We start from the raw sequence: 17,038 nt of genomic DNA, 5'->3' as shown, positions 1-17,038 counted from the left end.
CATGGCGCCAATCTCCATCGCGCGACCTCGGGCGACGGGCCCAGGGGCCTCAGTCCACGACCAGCACGGCGGCGCCGCTGAGCCGGTCGGCGGCCAGATCGGCCAGCGCCCGATCGGCCGCGGCCAGCGGGTAGAGCGTGGTCGCCACCCGCGGCGGATGGGCCAGCGCCAGCTCCAGGTAGGCCCGCCCGTCGGCCCTGGTGTTGGCGGTCACGCTGCGCAGCGTGCGCTCCTGGAACAGGTGCCGCTCGTAGTTCAGCGGGGGCACGTCGGTCAGGTGGATGCCGGCGATCGCCAGCGTCCCGCCGCGGTCGAGGGCCTCCAGCGCGGGCGGCACCAGGTCGCCGACCGGCGCGAACAGGATCGCCGCGTCCAGCGGCTCGGGCGGCCGGTCGCCCGCCGAGGCCGCGCCCAGCTCCAGCGCCAGCGCCCTGGAGGCGGCCGACCTGGTCACGGCGTGCACCGTGGCGCCCTGCGCGACGGCCGCCTGCGCGGTGAGGTGGGCCGACGAGCCGAAGCCGTAGATGCCGAGCCGGCCGCCCGGCGGCAGGTCGCAGCGCGCCAGCGCCCGGTAGCCGATGATGCCCGCGCACAGCAGCGGCGCCAGCCGCTCGGCCGGCACGTCGCCGGGCAGCGGATAGACGTAGGCGGCGGGGGCCACGACGTACTCGGCGTAGCCGCCGTCGGCGTCCCAGCCCGTATATGTGGAGTCCGGGCAGAGGTTCTCCGTGCCGCGCAGGCAGTAGCGGCACCGGCCGCACGTCGAGCGCAGCCAGGCCACCCCCACCCGCTCGCCGGAGCCCTCGACCCGGCCCACCACCTGGTGCCCCGGGGTGGTCCGCGGCCGCCGCGGCGCGAGGTCGCCCTCGGCCAGGTGCAGGTCGGTCCGGCACACGCCGCACGCCTCCACCTTGACCAGCACCTCGCCGGGGCCGGGCTCGGGGACGTCCCGCTCGACCGGTACGAGCGGGCCGGACGCCATCGGCCCCGGCCGGTCCACCACCCAGGCGCGCATCACGAACCCGACAGGCGCTCGTAGGCCAGCGAGGCGTACAGCGCGGCGCCGTCGGACAGCACGGAGTCGTCGAAGAGGGCGTCCGGCGAGTGGTTGTAGGGCGCCGTGGCCGGGTCGCGGTCGGGCGGGCAGGCCCCCAGGAAGACGAACGCGCCCGGCACCTCCTCCAGCACGTACGAGAAGTCCTCCGACCCCATCACCGGCTGCGGCGCCACGAAATAGCGGCCGGGGCCGAACAGCTCGTCGGCGGTCGCCGAGACGAACCCGGCCTCGCCCTGGTCGTTGACCGTCACCGGGTAGCCCATGCCGAACGACGTCTCGACCCGGAGCCCGTGGGCGGCCGCGATGCCCTCGACCACCTCCACCAGCCGCCGCTTGACCAGCACCCGGTGCTCCTTGCTGAACGTGCGCACGGTCGCCTCGAAGCGCGCCTCGTCGGGGATCACGTTGTCGGCCGAGCCGCCGTGGAAGGTGCCCACGGTGATCACCACGGGGTCGAACACGTCGAACGTGCGGGTCACCATCGTCTGCAGCGCCGTCACCATCTCGCAGCCGGCCGCGATCGGGTCCTTGGCGCGGTGGGGGCTCGACCCGTGCCCGCCGCTGCCCTTCACCGTCACGCAGAACACGTCGGCCGCCGCCATCATCGGGCCCGGCCGGGAGGCGAACAGCCCCGGCGGCAGCATGGCCGACACCACGTGCATCCCGTACGCCGCCACCGGCCGCGTGCCGGCCGCGTCGAGCACGCCCTCGCCGATCATGTGCTTGGCGCCCTCGTGCCCCTCCTCGCCCGGCTGGAACATGAAGATCACGTCACCGGCGACGTCCTCGCGCCGCGCGCTGAGCAGCCGGGCCGCGCCGACCAGCATGGCGGTGTGCAGGTCGTGGCCGCAGGCGTGCATCTGGCCCGGCGTCTGGGAGATGTAGGGCAGGTCGTTGCGCTCGGCGACCGGCAGGGCGTCCATGTCCCCGCGCAGCAGCACCGCGGGACCGGGACGGCCGCCGCGCAGCACCGCGGTGACCGAGCTGAGCGTCTTGCCGGTCGTGATCTCCAGGGGGAGCCCGTCGAGCGCGGCCAGCACCTTCTCCTGCGTCCTCGGCAGATGCAGTCCGAGCTCGGGGGTGGTGTGCAGGGAGTGGCGGAGCTGGATGAGTTCGTCCCGCATGTCCAGGGCGGATTCAGTGAACGACATGATGAACATTGTTCATGTGTGCGGCGAGAAGTCGACAAGGCTCGCTCGATACCATGAACGGGTGACTCAGCGTAAGCGGATCGACTCCTGGTTGTCCGACATGGACGGCGTCCTCGTCCACGAGGGGCGGCCGATCCCCGGTGCGGACGAATTCATCAAACGGCTCAAGGAGTCCGACAAGAAATTCCGGGTCCTGACCAACAACTCCATCTACACCCAGCGCGACCTGTCCGTACGGCTGGCCGGCGCCGGGCTCGACGTGCCCGCCGAGTCCATCTGGACCTCCGCCCTGGCCACCGCCCAGTTCCTCGACGACCAGCGCCCCGGCGGCTCGGCGTACGTGATGGGCGAGGCCGGCCTGACCACGGCCCTGCACGAGGTCGGCTACGTCCTGACCGACCTCGACCCCGACTACGTCGTGCTCGGCGAGACCCGCACCTACAGCTTCACCCAGATCACCCGCGCGATCCGCCTCATCGAGGCCGGCGCCCGCTTCATCGCCACCAACCCCGACCCGATCGGCCCCTCCACCGAGGGCTCGCTGCCGGCCTGCGGCGCGGTGGCCGCGATGATCACCAAGGCGACCGGCGTCGAGCCCTACTTCGTGGGCAAGCCCAACCCCCGCATGATGCGCAGCGCGCTCAACGCCATCGAGGGCCACAGCGAGACCACCGCCATGATCGGCGACCGGATGGACACCGACATCGTCTCCGGCATGGAGGCGGGGCTGTTCACGATCCTGGTGCTGACCGGCGTCACCCAGCGCGACCAGATCGACCGCTTCCCCTACCGTCCCTCCCTGGTCGTGGAGTCGGTCGCCGACCTCGTCGACCTGATCTGAGCCCGGCGGGGAGCGCGAGCAGGGTGACAACTCTTCTCCCGGGGCGCGAAGGATCGCGGCGCGGGAGAAGAAAACCACTCCCGGCGTCCGCCGTCCGGCGACGCGGTGCCCGTCCGGCTGAGATCCTTGGTAGCGGAAGGTGACTTACCGATTTCGGGGAGGCAGCGATGTGGCGTGACGAGCCCGGGGAGAAGGACGCGCAGGCCGCGCAGGAGCTGGCGACACTGCGCATCGAGGTGACCGAGGAGCTCAGGTTCGTCCGGACGGCGATGGCCGAGGAGTTCAACTCGCTGCGCTCGGAGATCCTCGATCTGAACATCAAGCTGGACCGCTTGTTGCAACGCGTTGGCATTTAGGACAACCAGGTAGACACCGCATCACATGTCCTTCGGGTAGCCTAACCTACGGTCCCGTAACCTGAAGGAGAAGATCTTTATGGCGATGTCTCAGACGGAACTGCTGCACGAGCTTGAGCCTGTTGTCGGCGTGGAGCTCGATCGCCACAACTCCATGGCCAAGGAGTGGTTCCCGCACGAGTACATCCCGTGGAGCGAAGGACGCGACTTCGACGGCATCTACGGCGGCAAGGCGTGGGAGGAGGGCGACTCGAAGATCCCCGAGGCCGCCCGCATCTCGCTCATCGTCAACCTGCTCACCGAGGACAACCTGCCCAGCTACCACCACGAGATCGCCACCACGTTCGGCCGCGACGGCGCGTGGGGCACCTGGGTGCACCGCTGGACCGCCGAGGAGGACCGCCACGGCACCGCTCTGCGCGACTACCTCACCGTCACCCGGGCGGTCGACCCGGTCGCGCTGGAGCGGGCCCGCATGCACCACATGGAGCAGGGCTTCACCACCGCGTACGGCACCATGCTCCAGCAGCTCGCCTACGTCTCCTTCCAGGAGCTGGCCACCCGCATCTCCCACCGCAACACCGGCAGGGCCTCCGGCGACGAGGGCTGCGAGCGCCTGCTCGCCCGCATCGCCGCCGACGAGAACCTGCACATGCTCTTCTACCGCAACCTGCTCAAGGCGGCCTTCGAGCTCGACCCCAACCAGACCATGCGCGCGGTGACCGAGGTCGTCACCACCTTCCAGATGCCCGGCACGGGCATGGAGGGCTTCGCCCGCAAGGCCATGATCATCGCCAATGAGGGCATCTACGACCTGCGCCTGCACCTCGACGACGTGCTCATGCCCGTGCTGCGGCAGTGGGCGGTCTTCGACAAGACCGGGCTCGACGCCGAGGGCGAGCAGGCCCGCGAGGAGCTGTCGGCGTTCCTGGCCAAGACCGAGGTGACCGCGGCCCGCTTCGTCGAGCGCCGCGACGAGCGCCGCGCCCGCGCCGCCGCCAAGGGCTGACGCCAGGGGCCGGCACCGGGGCCGGCGCGCCGCCGCCACCCACGCGGCGTGGCATGATCCCTCCTCATGGAGCTCCTGGGCACGCTGTTCGTCTCGCTCGCCATCCTGGTGATGATCCTGCTGCTGGCGACGGCGGCCCAACGCCTGCTCGGGGTCAGGTTCGGCGCGTTACGCACCTTCCTGGCCGCGATGGTGGCCTGGGGCCTGGCCCAGCCGATGCTGACGCCGGTGATCGCCTCGTTCGGGCCGGTCGACCCGCAGACCACGCCCGACGCGGGCGCGCTCGGGATGCTGCTCCTGGTCGCCATGTGCATGGTGCTCATCCCGATGGTGATCCTGGTGCTCGCCGAGGCGCTGGTGCCGCCCGGCTCGGTGCCGGGGCCGCTGGAGGTGCTGCGCTCGCTGCGCGGACGGATCCGCCGGGCCAGGCGCTACTCGCAGATCACCAGGATCGCGTTCCGGCACGGCCTCGGCCCCTACCTGCGGGGCCGCGGCGACAGCCTGGACGACAGGTCGGGCAAGGTGCGCCTGGCCAGGTCGCTGCGCCAGGCGCTCGACGACGGCGGCGTCACCTTCGTCAAGCTCGGCCAGGTCCTGTCCACCCGGCGCGACCTGCTGCCGGCCGAGTTCATCGACGAGCTGGGCCGCCTTCAGGACCACGTCGCCCCCGCGCCGTGGGAGCGGATCGAGCCGGTGCTCGCCGCCGAGCTGGGCGGGCCGGTCGAGGAGGTGTTCGCCGCCTTCGACCGTACGCCGCTGGCCGCCGCCTCCATCGGCCAGGCCCACACCGCGCGCCTGCACACCGGCGAGAGCGTCGTGGTCAAGGTCCGCAGGCCGGGCATCGAGCGCGTGGTGGCCCAGGACCTCGACATCGTCCGCCGGCTGGCCGCCACGCTGGAGTCCAGGACGCGGTGGGGGCGTTCGCTGGGGCTGCGCGACCTGGCCGAGGGGTTCGCCACCGCCATCCGCGAGGAGCTGGACTTCCGCGTCGAGGCCGCCAACATGGCCGCCGTGGCCGCCTCCGGCAGCGGCGGCGTCACCTACCCCGAGCCGTTCCCCGCGCTCTGCACCGAACAGGTGCTGGTCATGCGGCGCCTGTCAGGCGGCCCGGTCACCGCCGCCGCCCCCGAGCAGGGCCCCGCGCTGGCCCGCGACCTGCTCGACTGCCTGCTCAGGCAGATCCTCGTCGAGGGCGTCTTCCACGCCGACCCCCACCCCGGCAACCTCATGCTGCTCGACGACGGCACGCTCGGCCTGCTCGACTTCGGCTCGGTCGGCCGCCTGGACGCCTCCGTCCGCTCGGCCCTGCAACGTTTCCTGTTCGCGATGAACCGGCAGGACCCGCTCGGCGTCACCGACGCGCTGCTGGAGGTGGTGCCGCGGCCGGAGGAGATCGACGAGGCCGCGCTGGAGAGGGCGCTCGGCCAGTTCATGGCCCGGCACCTCGGGCCCGGCATGGACAGCGCGCAGATGTTCACCGACCTGTTCAGGATCGTCTCGGAGTACGGGCTGTCCATCCCGCCCGAGGTGGCCGCCGTCTTCCGCGCCCTGGCCACGCTGGAAGGCACGCTCGTGCGCCTGTCGCCCGGCTTCAACCTGATCGGCGAGGCCCGCGCGTTCGCCGGCCGTTACCTGGCCGAGCGGGCCGGGCCCGAGTCGGTCAAGGAGGCCGTCGGGCAGGAGCTGGCCGCGCTGCTGCCGATGTTGCGCCGCCTGCCCCGCCGGGTCGAGCGCATCGCCAGCGCCGCCGAGCACGGCAGGTTCAGCCTGAACGTCCGGCTGCTGGCCGACGACCGCGATCGCCGCTACGTCACCGGGCTGGTCCACCAGGTGCTGCTCACCGTGCTCGGCGCCACGGCCGGGCTCATGGCGGTGCTGCTGCTCGGCATCGAGGGCGGCCCCGTCGTGATCGGCACCACGAGCCTGTACCAGCTCCTCGGCTACAACCTGCTGGTGATCGCGGCGATCATGGTGCTGCGGGTGCTCGCGTTGATCTTCCGGCGCCCGCCTGACCAGGAGCGTCACCGGCGCTGAGCCGAAGACAGAGCCGCTTTTGACCTTGAGCTGGTCTTGGACATCCCAGGCATCGGGAAGTTTCCAGGTGACACCGGAACGCCTGGGGAGCATAGGTGAAAATCATCGGGATCGCCGCCAGTCTCCACGCGGGGTCATTCATCAACAGATTGCTGGACGCAGCGGGCGGCGAACTGCCGGAGGGCGTCCGGTTCGAGATCTGGACGGGGATGGGCGACGTCCCGCCGTACCAGCCGGGCAAGGTGCCGGTGGCGGCCAGGGAACTGCTCGGGCTGGTCGCCGGGGCCGACGCGGTGCTGCTGACGGCTCCCGAGCACAGCCTGCTGCCGATGGAGCTGACGTACACGCTGGAGTGGTTGTCGGCCGGGGACGTGCTGTCCGGCAAGCACGTGGCGGTGATGAGCGCGAGCGCGCGGGCGTGCGGCGCGATGTGGGCGCAGGCGGAGCTCTACAAGCGGCTCCAGGGCGCGGACGCGGTCGTGATGGGCGCCGAGCTGGTCATCTCGCCGGCCTGCCCGCACTTCGACGACGACGGCCACCTCACCGACCCCGTGCTGCGCGGCCAGGTGCGCGCGGTGATCGGGCAGCTCTGCCCGGCGGGCGTCAGGGAGCCGGCGTTCTCCCTCTGAGCCCGCGCGGGTTCAGTGCGGGTCGCGGCGCAGGCGCTTGACGTCGGAACGGAGCTTCTTGCCCGCGATGCGGCGTTCGACGGAGCCGCGGCTGGGCTTGGTCGGACGGCGGCGCTTGGGCGGCGGCGCGACGGCCTCCCTGAGGCGCTGGGCCAGCCGGTGACCGGCGGCCTCCCTGTTGCGCAACTGGGAACGGTACTCCGAGGCCACGACGGTGATCGTGCCGGCGCCCAGGCGGTCGAGCGCGCGGGCCTTGAGCGCGGGCGGGATCGCGGTGCTCGCGGCCACGTCGAAGACCAGCTCCACACGGCTGTCGGTGGTGTTGACACCCTGGCCGCCCGGACCTGAGGAACGGGAGAAACGCCAGACGAGCTCGGCGTCGGGGATGACGATCGAGTCGTTGACGATCAGCGGGCCGGGCATGGGTGGGGCTCCTGTTCCAGGTGGATGCGCCTTGTCGAGGTCATTGTCACCGTATATGAGCGACGTATACCGTACGCAACGGCATTTTCAATGTTTGCCCTCACTGCGAATATGGAGAGAACATTCCGCGGGAGGGGCTAATTCCATGGACCCGAAGTGGGTCGCCCAGGCGGCGCTCACCGTTGGACTCGCGGTGGTCTCCGCCGTCGTCTTCCTGCTGCTGCGGTGCCAGGGGAAGGGGCGGCCGTTCGGGCCCGCCGGGCGGCGGCTCGCGGTCGCCATCAGCCTGCTCACCGGCGGCCTGTCGGCCACCGTCGCGCTGGCCGGGCACGCGCTGCTGAACGACTCCCTCGCCACCGTCCTGGGCGCGGTCGCGCCGAGCGGCCTGTGGCTCAGCCAGATGCGGGCCAGGCAGGACGAGCGGCGCTCGCTGGCCCGGGAGGCGGCCACGTTCTGGCTGGTGTCGCTGCTGGCCCGGCTCGACCAGGCGATGGCCGAGGACGAGCGCGTCTGGTGCGAGAAGCGGGTGGACCCGTCGTGGAACGTCTACGAGCTGAGCCTGGCCGCGGCGCGCTACCACGAGCGCATGCGCGACCGCCTGTCGGCCGACGACCGGCGGCGCGAACGGGTGCACGCCCGGCTGGACGCCGTCGAGCGCAGGCTGGACGTGGCCGCCCTGATCGAGGACGGCGCCGCCCGCTCGAAGGTGGCCACCGCGCTCACCCTCTCCCGCCACACCAGGACCCCCAGGTACGAGCGCTATCTCGGCAACCTCAACCGCCTGCACGGCGTGCTGCGGCACGACGCCGAGAACGACGTGCTGCGCCTGCTGGCCGCGGCCTACCGGGCCGGCTACCGCTCCCTGCCGGGGTACGTGCCGCCGTCACGGGCCCGCGCCGGCGAGCACATCATGCGAGCACGCTGAACGGGCGCGCTGAACGGGCTCAGGTGAGTGCCGTGGGGGAGCCTTCGGCGTCGCCGAGCGTGAGCTCCAGGCGGGCGCCGAGCGCGTCGACGACCGCGCCGAGCGTGCGCAACGTGAGGTTCTCGTCGCCGGAGAGTATCTGGCTCACCCGGCCGGGCGAGACGCCCAGCGACGCGGCGAGATCGGCCCGGGTGATCTTGTGCTCCCGCATGTACCAGGTGATCTCGTCGACGACCTCCTGGGCGAGACCGCCCACCTCGTCACGGGAGTTCCGGCGGAAGGCCATCTCGGTCTCGCTCTCGACGCTGTCCGTCCTCGTGACTCCACTTTAGCTCTACCTAAACCTTTAGGCAAGCCTAAACCCCGACCGCTCTTGACGCGCGTGGACGAGCGGCGTATGCCAATATCCGCGGAAGATCGAGCGGTCAGGGGTGGGGGAGGCGCTGTGACGGCCATCGTGGGCGTGCACGGGATCGGCAAGTACAACTATTTCCTGGAGGCCGGCGGGTCGGCCGCCGGGGCCGCCGAGGCCATGCGCCTCAAATGGGACCGCTACCTGCACGCGGCGCTCGGCGGCGGGACCGGCGCCTACTTCAGCGAGGTCGCCTACTTCTCCCACCTCCTGCGCGACCCCAAACCGGGGGAGAGCTCCCCGCAGGCGGCCGCGCGGGTGGAGGCCGCCACGCAGCAGGTGCTCGTCGAATGGGCCAAGGACCTCGGGCTCGGCGAGCACGTCACCGGCGCGCTCAAGTCGTTCACCGGGTGGCTGCTCGGCAGGCTCGACACCAGGTCCGCGGCGTTCGCCAAGCTGTTCGCGCCCGAGGTCGCGGTCTACCTCACCGACCAGGAGAGGCGCGAGCGGTGCCGGCGGGCCGTGGCCGACGCCATCCGCAGAAACCGGCCCAGGGTGGTGATCGCCCACTCGCTCGGCAGCGTCGTGGCGTACGAGGCCCTGTGGGCCAACCCCGACCTGCCCGTGGACCTGCTCCTGACGCTCGGCAGCCCGCTCGGCATGCGCAACGTCGTCTTCGAGCGCCTCCTGCCCGCCCCCGTCAACGGCCTCGGCGAGCGCCCGAAGAACGTCGCCCGCTGGGTGAACATCGCCGACAAGGACGACATCGCCGCCATCCCGCCCGCGCTGCGCGCGAGTTTCACCGGCGTGGACGTGGAAGAGCTGGTCAACCTGGACTGGATCGACTTCCACACGGCCGAGAAGTACCTGGGTTGCCCGGCGCTCGACCCGCATCTGCGACCATTCCTTGCATGACGTGGATTGTGTTCGACTACGGCAGCGTCCTGTCCCTTCCCCAGTCCGAGTCCGACAACGAGGCCATGGCGCGGGCCGTCGGGGCCGAGCCGGAAGGGTTCGCACGCGGCTACTGGGAGCACCGCCTGGAGTTCGACCGGGCGAGCCTGAGCCCCGTCGCCTACTGGTCGGCCGTGCTGGGCCGGGCCGCCACCCCGTCCGAGGTCGCCCGCCTGGTGGCCATGGACGTCGCGAGCTGGGCCTACCCCGACGAGGGCACGGTCGCCGTCCTCGGGGAGATCCTCGACGCGGGCGGCGGCGTGGCGTTGCTGTCCAACATGCCCGTCTGCATGGCCGACGGCCTGGACGAGCTGCCCTGGATCGCCGCCATCGGCCACCGCTTCTACAGCGGCAGGATGGGCCTGGTGAAACCCGACCGGGAGATCTTCGACGAGGTCGCCCGCGAGCTGGCCGCCGACCCGTCCGAGATCGTCTTCGTCGACGACCGCGCAGAGAACGTCGAGGGCGCCGAGCGCGCGGGCATGACCGGCGTGCTGTTCACCGGCGCCGCCGCGCTCCGCAAGTCCCTGCGCGAGCTGCCCCGCTGACCGCCCGCCGGGACGACCGCCGCTGTTCACCCACGCTTGACTCGCCTGTCACGACGGGGTCAGCGCGGGCGGACATACCTGGAGCGTGGACCGCAGAACGTTCCTGACAGCGGCGGCGGCCGGCCTCCTCGCGCCCGGCGCCGTCACCCCGCCCGCCTCCGCCACGACACTCAAGTCCGACCCGTTCACCCTCGGCGTGGCCTCCGGCGACCCCTCCGCCGACGGCTTCGTCCTGTGGACCCGGCTGGCCGTCGACCCGCTGAGCGGCGACGGCCGCGGCGGCATGCCCACGCGCGACGTGGAGGTCGACTGGCAGGTCGCCACCGACGAGCGCTTCTCCACGGTCGTGCGGTCGGGCACCGCGACCGCCCGGCCGCGCGACGCCCACAGCGTGCACGTCGAGCTGGAGGGCCTGGAGCCCGGCCGCGACTACTTCTACCGGTTCAGGAGCCAGGGCCGGCTCTCGCCCGCCGCCCGCACCAGGACGACGCCCGCCGGGGAGAGCCCGCTCACCTTCGCCGTGGCCGCCTGCGCGCACTACGAGCACGGCTACTACACCGCCTACCGCCGCCTGGCCGAGCAGGAGCCCGACCTGGTCGTCTTCCTCGGCGACTACATGTACGAGTACGGCCCCAGCGGCTACACCGCCCTGGCCGGACGGGTGCGCACGCACACGCCGGGCAAGTGCGCCACGCTCGCCGACTACCGGCTGCGGCACGCCCAGTACAAGAGCGACCACGACCTCCAGGCCGCCCACGCGGTCGCGCCCTGGCTGGTGGCCTTCGACGACCACGAGGTGGAGAACAACTGGGCCGGCCCCGTCTCCAGCACCGGCGCGCCCGGCTTCGCCCGCCGCCGCGCCGACGCCTTCCGCGCGTACTACGAGAACATGCCGCTGCGCCGGGCCAGCCTCCAGGGAGCCGTGCTGCGCATCAACCGGCGCGTCTCCTGGGGGACGCTGGCCCGCTTCCACCTGCTGGACACCCGCCAGTTCCGCGACGACCAGGCATGCCTGGACGGGGTGCGGGCCGGTTGTGACGAACGGCTGTCCGACCGGCGCACGCTGCTCGGCTCGGCCCAGTGGCGGTGGCTGGAGGAGGGGCTGAGCGGGTCCGGAACCCGGTGGAACCTGCTGGGGCAGCAGATCCTGATGGCCCAGCGCGACTACAAGATCGGGCCCGGCCGCGAGGTGAACCTCGACTCCTGGGACGGCTACGCCGCCGAGCGCACCCGCCTGCTCGGGTCGCTGTCCACCACCTCCAACCCCGTCGTGCTGACCGGGGACGCCCACATGCACCACCTGGCCGACCTCAAGGCCGACTTCGACGACCCGGACTCGCCGGTGGTGGCGAGGGAACTGGTGACGTCGTCGATCGCCAGCGACGGCGACGGCTACCGGGACCGGACGTGGATCGCCGAGGCCCTCCAGGAGAACCCGCACATCTCCTTCATCGACCAGCGGCGGGGATACCTCATGGCCCGGCTGACCCGGGACGAGCTGTCGGTGGACTTCCGCACGCTCGACCACATCTCCCGCCGCGGCGCGCAGGCCCGCACCGCGCACCGGCTCACCGTCCCGGCCGAACCGGCCCGCTCGGCGGCGGGGCGGGCCGCCGTCCGTCGCGTGCCGCGCCACGGCTGAGGGACGGCGGGGGCTTCGTGAGGGGCGGCTGAAGGTTTGCTGGGAGCGGGCTGGGGATCGGCTGGGAACCGCCGGTGCCGGATGGTCGGACGGTCGCTCAGGCGCCCGGCCAGGTGGCGTCGGGGAACTCGCCGGTGGCGGTGCCGGACATGACGACCTGGTCGCGCTCGTCGAGACCTGAGGTGATCTCGACGTACTGGTCGCCGCGGACGCCGGTGGCGACGACCTTCGCGGCGTCCTGCCCGCCCGAGCGTACGGTGACGACCTGGGCGCCGTCGGAACGGCTGCGGACGGCGGCGGCCGGGACGTAGATCGCGTCCTTGGTCTCGGCCGTCGTCACCGAGACCGTGGCGGTCTGGCCGAGCATGAGGCCCGTGGGCGGCTCGTCGAAGGCCAGGGTGACGGAGTAGCGGACGAGCCGGTCCTCGACGGTGGCGGTCGGGGCGATGGCGGTGACCGTCCCGCTGTGGTGCTCGCCGGGGCGGGTGGCCAGGGTGACGGTGGCCTTCTGGCCGAGTTTGAGGCGGTTGACGTCCGATTCGGTGACCATGGCCTGGACCTGGAGTTCGTTCAGGTTGCCGAGGCTGATGAAGGCGCCCGTGCCGGCCGTGTCGCCGACCGCGCCCGCCACCGACAGGACGGTGCCCGAGGCGGGGGCCACGATGCGGGTCGCGCGTACGGCGTCGGCGGCCTGCTCCAGGGCGGCTTCGGCGCGGTCCACGTTCGCGGCGGCCTGGTCCTCGGTGATCCCGCCCTTGGCGCCGGTGCCGGGGTTCGTGCCGGTGCCGGGGTTCGTGCCGGTGGTGGCGGTTCGGGCGGTGGTGCCCCGGGAGGTCGTGGCCCGGGAGGTCGTGCCGGGGGAGCAGGAGCCGGTGGGGCGGGGGGAGGACGTCCTGGGGGTGGCCTTCGCCGTGGGTCTGGCGCTCTGGTACGGGGTCTGGGTGGTCGTCGGCCTGGTCGTGGCGGGGGGTGTGGGGGTGGACGGCGTGCCGGGGGAGGAGGTGTGGCCGCCTCCCGGGGTGCCGTCGCCGGGCGGGGTCGCCGTCACGGTCACGGTGGCCGTCACGGTGGCGGTCACCGTGGCGGTCACGGTGGCCGTCGCCGTGGGATGGGGCTCGGGGGTGTTCTCGGTGGGGGTGGGCGTCGGCGTCCTGCCGGGGGTGGGGGACGTGGTGGGGGTCCTGGTGTTGGCGAGAGGCCCGCCGGGGGTGGGGGTCGCGGCGGTGTTGTGAGCAGTGGCCTCGCCGGGGCTGGTGGGGGTGGCCGGGGTGGCGGGAGGGGTGGTCGGGCCGAGGACGCCCTCGCCCTTGAAGCTTCCGCTGCTCGGGGTGGGCTTCTGGGAGGCCGACGGGGTGGGGCAGGCGGCGGAGTTCGGCGACCCAGGGGTCCCGGGGGTGCCGGTGGCGGCCGGGTTCGGTGAGCCGGGGGTGGCGGCGGTGCGGGGGGACGGGGTGGACGGGGTGCCGGTGGTGGTGGACGTGTCGAGGGCTTCCTGGGCGGCGGCCAGGTCGGCCTTGGCGGCCGCGTACGCCTCCCGCGCCGCCCGCCCGTCGATCCTGGCCAGCACCTGCCCCTTGGACACCTTGGCCCCGACCTTGACGTACACCTTGGTCAGCGGGCCGGACGAACCGAACGCCAGGTCCCGGCGGGCCCCGTCCACGGTGTTGCCGGCGGCGCTGACCAGGGCCGTGACCTGGCCCCGCTGAGCGGCGGCGAGCCGTACCCGCACGGCGGGAGGGGCGTCGTCGCGGAGTGCCAGCGCCAGGCCCGACCCGGCGACGAGCACGGCCAGGGCGAGCCCGCCCAGCGCGATAGTCGGTCTCATGACCGCCCATCCTGGCCGACCAGGTTCGCGGCAGCCTGCGAGCAGCCTGAGAGTTCCCTGTGTGGCCCGGCGCGGGCCCAGGTTGTCAGCGAACGTTCAGCTCCGTCACGGCTGCGGCGCAGGCTGGTGTGCAAGGGTCACCGGCTGTGAAGGTGTCGACAACGCGCAGAGCGCTGATGACCAACGGAGCACTGGGCGTGCTCCTGCTGGGCGGTGCCGCGCTCGCCTACGTCCAGCTCGGCACGGACCGTGCGGCGGGCGAGACGGTCGTGCGCACGGTGAGCGCGAGCCGCGGCTCGGTGACCGCGTCGGTGTCCGCGTCGGGCGCGGTGGCCAGTTCCAAGACCAGGGCCCTGTCGTTCGGCACGAGCGGCACGGTCGAGCGGATCTACGTCAAGGCCGGGGACAAGGTCGACAAGGGCGACATCCTGGCCAGGCTCGACGACTCCGCGGCCCAGGAGAGCCTGTCGGCGGCCAAGGCCACGTACCAGAGCGCGATCGACGAGGGCACCGGCACGGCCGCCCTGTACGCCTCCTACGTCAAGGCGCGCAACGCCTACCGCGAGGCCGAGCGCACGGTCGCGGCCACCGTCCTGCGGGCGCCGTTCAAGGGCACGGTCACGGCGGTGAACGGATCCGTCGGAGGCACCGCCTCCGGCTCGGGCGGAAGCGGAAGCGGGAGTGGGAGTGGGAGTACGAGCGGCCAGAGCCAGTCGCAGGGCCAGTCGCAGAGCGGCGGCACGGGGACGGGCGGGTTCGTCGACCTGGCCGACACCGGACGCCTCCAGCTCGTGGGCACCTTCACCGAGTCCGACGTCGGCAAGCTCAAGCTGAGCCAGAAGGCCACCGTCACCTTCGACGCCCTGCCGGGGGTGACCGCGGACGGCAAGGTCACACAGATCCAGCCGGTCGCCACCACCAGCAACAACGTCGTCCAGTACCCGGTCACGGTCACCTTCACCAAGGTGCCGTCCCAGGTCAGGCTGGGCCAGACCGCCACCGTCGAGGTGGTCGTCGGCCAGGCGGACGACGTCGTCACCGTCCCCTCCACCGCGGTCTCCACCAGCGGCGGCCAGACCACGGTCACCCTGCTCAGGAACGGCCGCCAGGTCAGGACCGCGGTCGAGGTCGGCGTCCAGGGCACGGCGCTCACCGAGATCAGGTCGGGGGTGTCGGAGGGCGACCAGCTCGTGCCTCCGGCGACCGGCACGCAGAGCGGCACCAACCAGCGCGGCGGGTTCGGCGGCGGGTTCCCCGGCGGCGGCATGCCGGGAGGCGGGCGATGACGGCCCCGGCCACCGCGACGGCGGCCCCCGTCCTGCGGGTGAAGGACCTCGTCAAGGAGTACGGCGAGGGCGACGCCAAGGTGCGCGCCCTGCGCGGCATCAGCCTGGACGTCGAGCGCGGCGACTACCTCGCCATCATGGGCGCCTCCGGCTCCGGCAAGTCCACCCTGATGAACATCCTCGGCTGCCTCGACGTGCCCACCTCGGGCACGTACCAGATCGACGGCTCGGACGTGGGGCGGCTGGCCGAGCACCAGCTCGCGATCCTGCGCAACCGCAGGGTGGGGTTCGTCTTCCAGTCCTTCAACCTGATCCCGCGCATGAGCGCGCTGGCCAACGTCGAGCTGCCGCTCGTGTACGGCGGCGTCGCCCCGGCCGAGCGGCGCTCCCGCGCCCTGGCCGCGCTGGAGCAGGTCGGGCTGACCGACCGGGTGCGGCACGAGCCGAACCAGCTCTCCGGCGGCCAGCAGCAGCGCGTGGCCGTGGCCAGGGCGCTGGTCACCGCGCCCGCGCTGCTGCTCGCCGACGAGCCCACCGGCAACCTGGACACCGCCTCCACCCGCGACGTGCTGCAGATCCTCGACCGGCTCAGCCAGTCGGGACGCACGATCGTGCTCATCACCCACGAGGACGACGTGGCCGCGCACGCCAAACGGGTGATCCGGCTGGTGGACGGCGAGATCGTGGAGGACCGCCGCCAGGCGCCGGTCGACGGACAGCCCCCGAGGACGGCGGCCAGTGAACCAGCTTGAGATCCTCCGCTTCGCGCTGCGCGGCCTGCTGGCCAACAAGATGCGCAGCGCCCTGACCACGCTGGGCATCCTCATCGGCGTCGCCGCGGTCATCCTGCTGGTGGCGGTCGGCGAGGGCTCCTCGCAGAGCATCCAGAAGAACATCCAGCGCCTCGGCGCCAACACGCTGACGATCTCCCCGTCCTTCTCCGGCGGAGGCGGCGGAGGGGGCTTCGGCGGGCGCGGGCCGGGCGGTGGCGCCGGCAACACCGGGCCGCGCACCCAGGCCAGGCAGCTCAGCCTGGCCGACGCCAAGGCGCTGACCGACCGGACGCTCGCGCCGTCGGTCAGGTCCGTCTCGCCGGTGGTCGACGCCTCCTCCTCCACCGCCGCGTACGGCGCCGCCAGCCACACGATCGCGCAGTTCGTCGGCACCTACCCCAGCTACTTCGAGGCCATGAACAAGCCGGTGGCCAAGGGCACGTACTTCTTCAACGACGACGTGCTGGCCGCCAGGAAGGTCGTGGTGCTCGGGCAGACGGTGGTGGAGGAGCTGTTCGGCACGGTGGACCCGATCGGCCGGCAGGTCAGCGTGTCCGGGGTGCCGTTCACGGTGGTGGGGGTGCTCAAGGAGAGCGGCTCCACCGGCATGCAGGACGCCGACGACGTGGCCGTCGCGCCGCTGCCGGCCGTGCAGCAGAGCCTGAGCGGGTTCGGCTCGCTCGGCTCGATCGTCGTGCAGGCCACCGGCGCGGAGGCCACCACGGCGGCGCAGTCGGAGGTGACCGCCATCCTCAACCAGCGGCACGGCATCACCGACGGCAACGCCGACTACCGCATACTCAACCAGGCCACGCTGCAGGAGACGGTGAGCGAGGCGACCGGCACGTTCACCGTGCTGCTCGGGGCCGTGGCGGCGATCTCGCTGCTGGTGGGCGGCATCGGCATCACCAACATCATGCTGGTCACCGTGACCGAGCGGACCCGCGAGATCGGCATCCGCAAGGCGATCGGCGCGCCGCGCGGCGCGATCCTCGGCCAGTTCCTGATGGAGGCCACGCTGCTCAGCCTGGTCGGCGGGCTGCTGGGGGTGCTGGTGGCCTTCCTCGGCACCAGGTTCACCGTGGCCGGCATCGAACCGGTCCTCGTGCCCTCGTCCGTCGCGCTGGCGCTGGGCGTGTCGGTGGGGATCGGGCTGTTCTTCGGCAGTTATCCCGCCAACAGGGCGGCCAAGCTCCGGCCGATCCAGGCCCTGCGGCATGAGTAAGGAGAATG

General features: G+C 72.4%; 17 protein-coding genes. 12 read left to right on the top strand and 5 right to left on the bottom strand.

The genetic code is table 11. From position 1 onward, the window contains the following. Positions 1-49: 49 nt before the first annotated feature. Entirely contained in the window at positions 50-1,015 is a 966-nt protein-coding gene (locus ACWCSU_RS27375; RefSeq protein WP_449938652.1) for a zinc-dependent alcohol dehydrogenase family protein, read from the bottom strand. Then, positions 1,015-2,208 carry a M20 metallopeptidase family protein gene (locus ACWCSU_RS27370; protein ID WP_364094670.1) on the bottom strand — a complete coding sequence of 398 codons (1,194 nt, stop codon included), beginning with the start codon at positions 2,206-2,208 and terminating at the stop codon, positions 1,015-1,017. Before ACWCSU_RS27370 ends, ACWCSU_RS27375 begins: the two co-directional genes overlap by 1 nt. 100 nt (positions 2,209-2,308) lie before the next feature. Here ACWCSU_RS27370 and ACWCSU_RS27365 point away from each other — a divergent pair, with 100 nt between their 5' ends. The 5 genes from ACWCSU_RS27365 to ACWCSU_RS27345 all read left to right on the top strand — a co-directional run bounded on the left by ACWCSU_RS27365 (position 2,309) and on the right by ACWCSU_RS27345 (position 7,077). Further along, a complete protein-coding gene (locus ACWCSU_RS27365) occupies positions 2,309-3,049 on the top strand; it encodes an HAD-IIA family hydrolase (RefSeq protein ID WP_357696073.1) in 741 nt (246 codons plus the stop codon). A gap of 167 nt (positions 3,050-3,216) precedes the next feature. Beyond that, the gene (locus ACWCSU_RS27360) at positions 3,217-3,405 is read left to right on the top strand and encodes a hypothetical protein (protein WP_357695712.1); all 189 of its coding nucleotides are present in this window, start codon (positions 3,217-3,219) and stop codon (positions 3,403-3,405) included. Positions 3,406-3,490: 85 nt separating this feature from the next. Further along, a complete protein-coding gene (locus tag ACWCSU_RS27355) occupies positions 3,491-4,414 on the top strand; it encodes an acyl-ACP desaturase (protein ID WP_449938649.1) in 924 nt (307 codons plus the stop codon). A 66-nt stretch (positions 4,415-4,480) separates the two neighbouring features. Continuing rightward, positions 4,481-6,448 carry an ABC1 kinase family protein gene (locus tag ACWCSU_RS27350; protein ID WP_449938648.1) on the top strand — a complete coding sequence of 656 codons (1,968 nt, stop codon included), beginning with the start codon at positions 4,481-4,483 and terminating at the stop codon, positions 6,446-6,448. A gap of 95 nt (positions 6,449-6,543) precedes the next feature. Beyond that, a complete protein-coding gene (locus tag ACWCSU_RS27345; protein WP_357695718.1) occupies positions 6,544-7,077 on the top strand; it encodes an NADPH-dependent FMN reductase in 534 nt (177 codons plus the stop codon). A 12-nt stretch (positions 7,078-7,089) separates the two neighbouring features. On the opposite strand, the gene arfB is transcribed toward ACWCSU_RS27345, so the two are convergent. Beyond that, positions 7,090-7,500 (bottom strand): alternative ribosome rescue aminoacyl-tRNA hydrolase ArfB, encoded by a 411-nt coding sequence (arfB, locus tag ACWCSU_RS27340; RefSeq protein WP_357695720.1) that lies wholly within the window; start codon positions 7,498-7,500, stop codon positions 7,090-7,092. A 145-nt stretch (positions 7,501-7,645) separates the two neighbouring features. On the opposite strand from arfB, the gene ACWCSU_RS27335 reads away from it, so the two are divergent. After that, positions 7,646-8,425 carry a hypothetical protein gene (locus tag ACWCSU_RS27335; protein WP_449938646.1) on the top strand — a complete coding sequence of 260 codons (780 nt, stop codon included), beginning with the start codon at positions 7,646-7,648 and terminating at the stop codon, positions 8,423-8,425. Between the two features lie 19 nt (positions 8,426-8,444). Here ACWCSU_RS27335 and ACWCSU_RS27330 read toward each other — a convergent pair whose 3' ends face one another. Beyond that, complete coding sequence (locus tag ACWCSU_RS27330) at positions 8,445-8,711, bottom strand: helix-turn-helix domain-containing protein (RefSeq protein ID WP_357695724.1); 267 nt, start codon at positions 8,709-8,711, stop codon at positions 8,445-8,447. A 159-nt stretch (positions 8,712-8,870) separates the two neighbouring features. Here ACWCSU_RS27330 and ACWCSU_RS27325 point away from each other — a divergent pair, with 159 nt between their 5' ends. The 3 genes from ACWCSU_RS27325 (at position 8,871) to ACWCSU_RS27315 (ending at position 11,921) form a co-directional block, all read left to right on the top strand. Further along, on the top strand, positions 8,871-9,692 hold the full coding sequence (locus ACWCSU_RS27325; RefSeq protein WP_357695726.1) for a hypothetical protein: 822 nt from the start codon (positions 8,871-8,873) through the stop codon (positions 9,690-9,692). Then, on the top strand, positions 9,689-10,279 hold the full coding sequence (locus ACWCSU_RS27320) for an HAD family hydrolase (RefSeq protein WP_357695728.1): 591 nt from the start codon (positions 9,689-9,691) through the stop codon (positions 10,277-10,279). The genes ACWCSU_RS27325 and ACWCSU_RS27320 overlap by 4 nt, the downstream gene beginning before the upstream one ends. 85 nt (positions 10,280-10,364) lie before the next feature. Continuing rightward, positions 10,365-11,921, top strand: coding sequence for an alkaline phosphatase D family protein (locus tag ACWCSU_RS27315; RefSeq protein ID WP_449938644.1), 1,557 nt, complete (start codon positions 10,365-10,367; stop codon positions 11,919-11,921). A gap of 97 nt (positions 11,922-12,018) precedes the next feature. On the opposite strand, the gene ACWCSU_RS27310 is transcribed toward ACWCSU_RS27315, so the two are convergent. After that, entirely contained in the window at positions 12,019-13,746 is a 1,728-nt protein-coding gene (locus tag ACWCSU_RS27310) for an efflux RND transporter periplasmic adaptor subunit (RefSeq protein ID WP_449938642.1), read from the bottom strand. Positions 13,747-13,922: 176 nt separating this feature from the next. Here ACWCSU_RS27310 and ACWCSU_RS27305 point away from each other — a divergent pair, with 176 nt between their 5' ends. The 3 genes from ACWCSU_RS27305 to ACWCSU_RS27295 are packed head-to-tail and all read left to right on the top strand — an operon-like array spanning position 13,923 to position 17,030. Next, positions 13,923-15,032, top strand: a complete 1,110-nt coding sequence (locus ACWCSU_RS27305) for an efflux RND transporter periplasmic adaptor subunit (RefSeq protein WP_449938640.1) — start codon at positions 13,923-13,925, stop codon at positions 15,030-15,032. Next, the gene (locus ACWCSU_RS27300; protein WP_357695736.1) at positions 15,029-15,784 is read left to right on the top strand and encodes an ABC transporter ATP-binding protein; all 756 of its coding nucleotides are present in this window, start codon (positions 15,029-15,031) and stop codon (positions 15,782-15,784) included. Before ACWCSU_RS27305 ends, ACWCSU_RS27300 begins: the two co-directional genes overlap by 4 nt. Then, positions 15,771-17,030, top strand: coding sequence for an ABC transporter permease (locus ACWCSU_RS27295; protein WP_449938636.1), 1,260 nt, complete (start codon positions 15,771-15,773; stop codon positions 17,028-17,030). Before ACWCSU_RS27300 ends, ACWCSU_RS27295 begins: the two co-directional genes overlap by 14 nt. Positions 17,031-17,038: the final 8 nt, after the last annotated feature.

The organism is Nonomuraea sp. NPDC001699, assembly GCF_053596455.1.
The sequence above is the reverse complement of the archived record's forward strand: the minus strand, read 5'-3'. Positions and strand labels throughout refer to the sequence as shown.

What these genes read in the sequence shown, in the direction of transcription:
- ACWCSU_RS27375 (WP_449938652.1), bottom strand. Translation starts at nt 1,015, where the DNA reads ATGCGCGCCTGGGTGGTGGACCGGCCGGGGCCGATGGCGTCCGGCCCG.
- ACWCSU_RS27370 (WP_364094670.1), bottom strand. Translation starts at nt 2,208, where the DNA reads ATGTCGTTCACTGAATCCGCCCTGGACATGCGGGACGAACTCATCCAG.
- ACWCSU_RS27365 (WP_357696073.1), top strand. Translation starts at nt 2,309, where the DNA reads ATGGACGGCGTCCTCGTCCACGAGGGGCGGCCGATCCCCGGTGCGGAC.
- ACWCSU_RS27360 (WP_357695712.1), top strand. Translation starts at nt 3,217, where the DNA reads ATGTGGCGTGACGAGCCCGGGGAGAAGGACGCGCAGGCCGCGCAGGAG.
- ACWCSU_RS27355 (WP_449938649.1), top strand. Translation starts at nt 3,491, where the DNA reads ATGTCTCAGACGGAACTGCTGCACGAGCTTGAGCCTGTTGTCGGCGTG.
- ACWCSU_RS27350 (WP_449938648.1), top strand. Translation starts at nt 4,481, where the DNA reads ATGGAGCTCCTGGGCACGCTGTTCGTCTCGCTCGCCATCCTGGTGATG.
- arfB (WP_357695720.1), bottom strand. Translation starts at nt 7,500, where the DNA reads ATGCCCGGCCCGCTGATCGTCAACGACTCGATCGTCATCCCCGACGCC.
- ACWCSU_RS27335 (WP_449938646.1), top strand. Translation starts at nt 7,646, where the DNA reads ATGGACCCGAAGTGGGTCGCCCAGGCGGCGCTCACCGTTGGACTCGCG.
- ACWCSU_RS27330 (WP_357695724.1), bottom strand. Translation starts at nt 8,711, where the DNA reads ATGGCCTTCCGCCGGAACTCCCGTGACGAGGTGGGCGGTCTCGCCCAG.
- ACWCSU_RS27320 (WP_357695728.1), top strand. Translation starts at nt 9,689, where the DNA reads ATGACGTGGATTGTGTTCGACTACGGCAGCGTCCTGTCCCTTCCCCAG.
- ACWCSU_RS27310 (WP_449938642.1), bottom strand. Translation starts at nt 13,746, where the DNA reads ATGAGACCGACTATCGCGCTGGGCGGGCTCGCCCTGGCCGTGCTCGTC.
- ACWCSU_RS27305 (WP_449938640.1), top strand. Translation starts at nt 13,923, where the DNA reads ATGACCAACGGAGCACTGGGCGTGCTCCTGCTGGGCGGTGCCGCGCTC.
- ACWCSU_RS27300 (WP_357695736.1), top strand. Translation starts at nt 15,029, where the DNA reads ATGACGGCCCCGGCCACCGCGACGGCGGCCCCCGTCCTGCGGGTGAAG.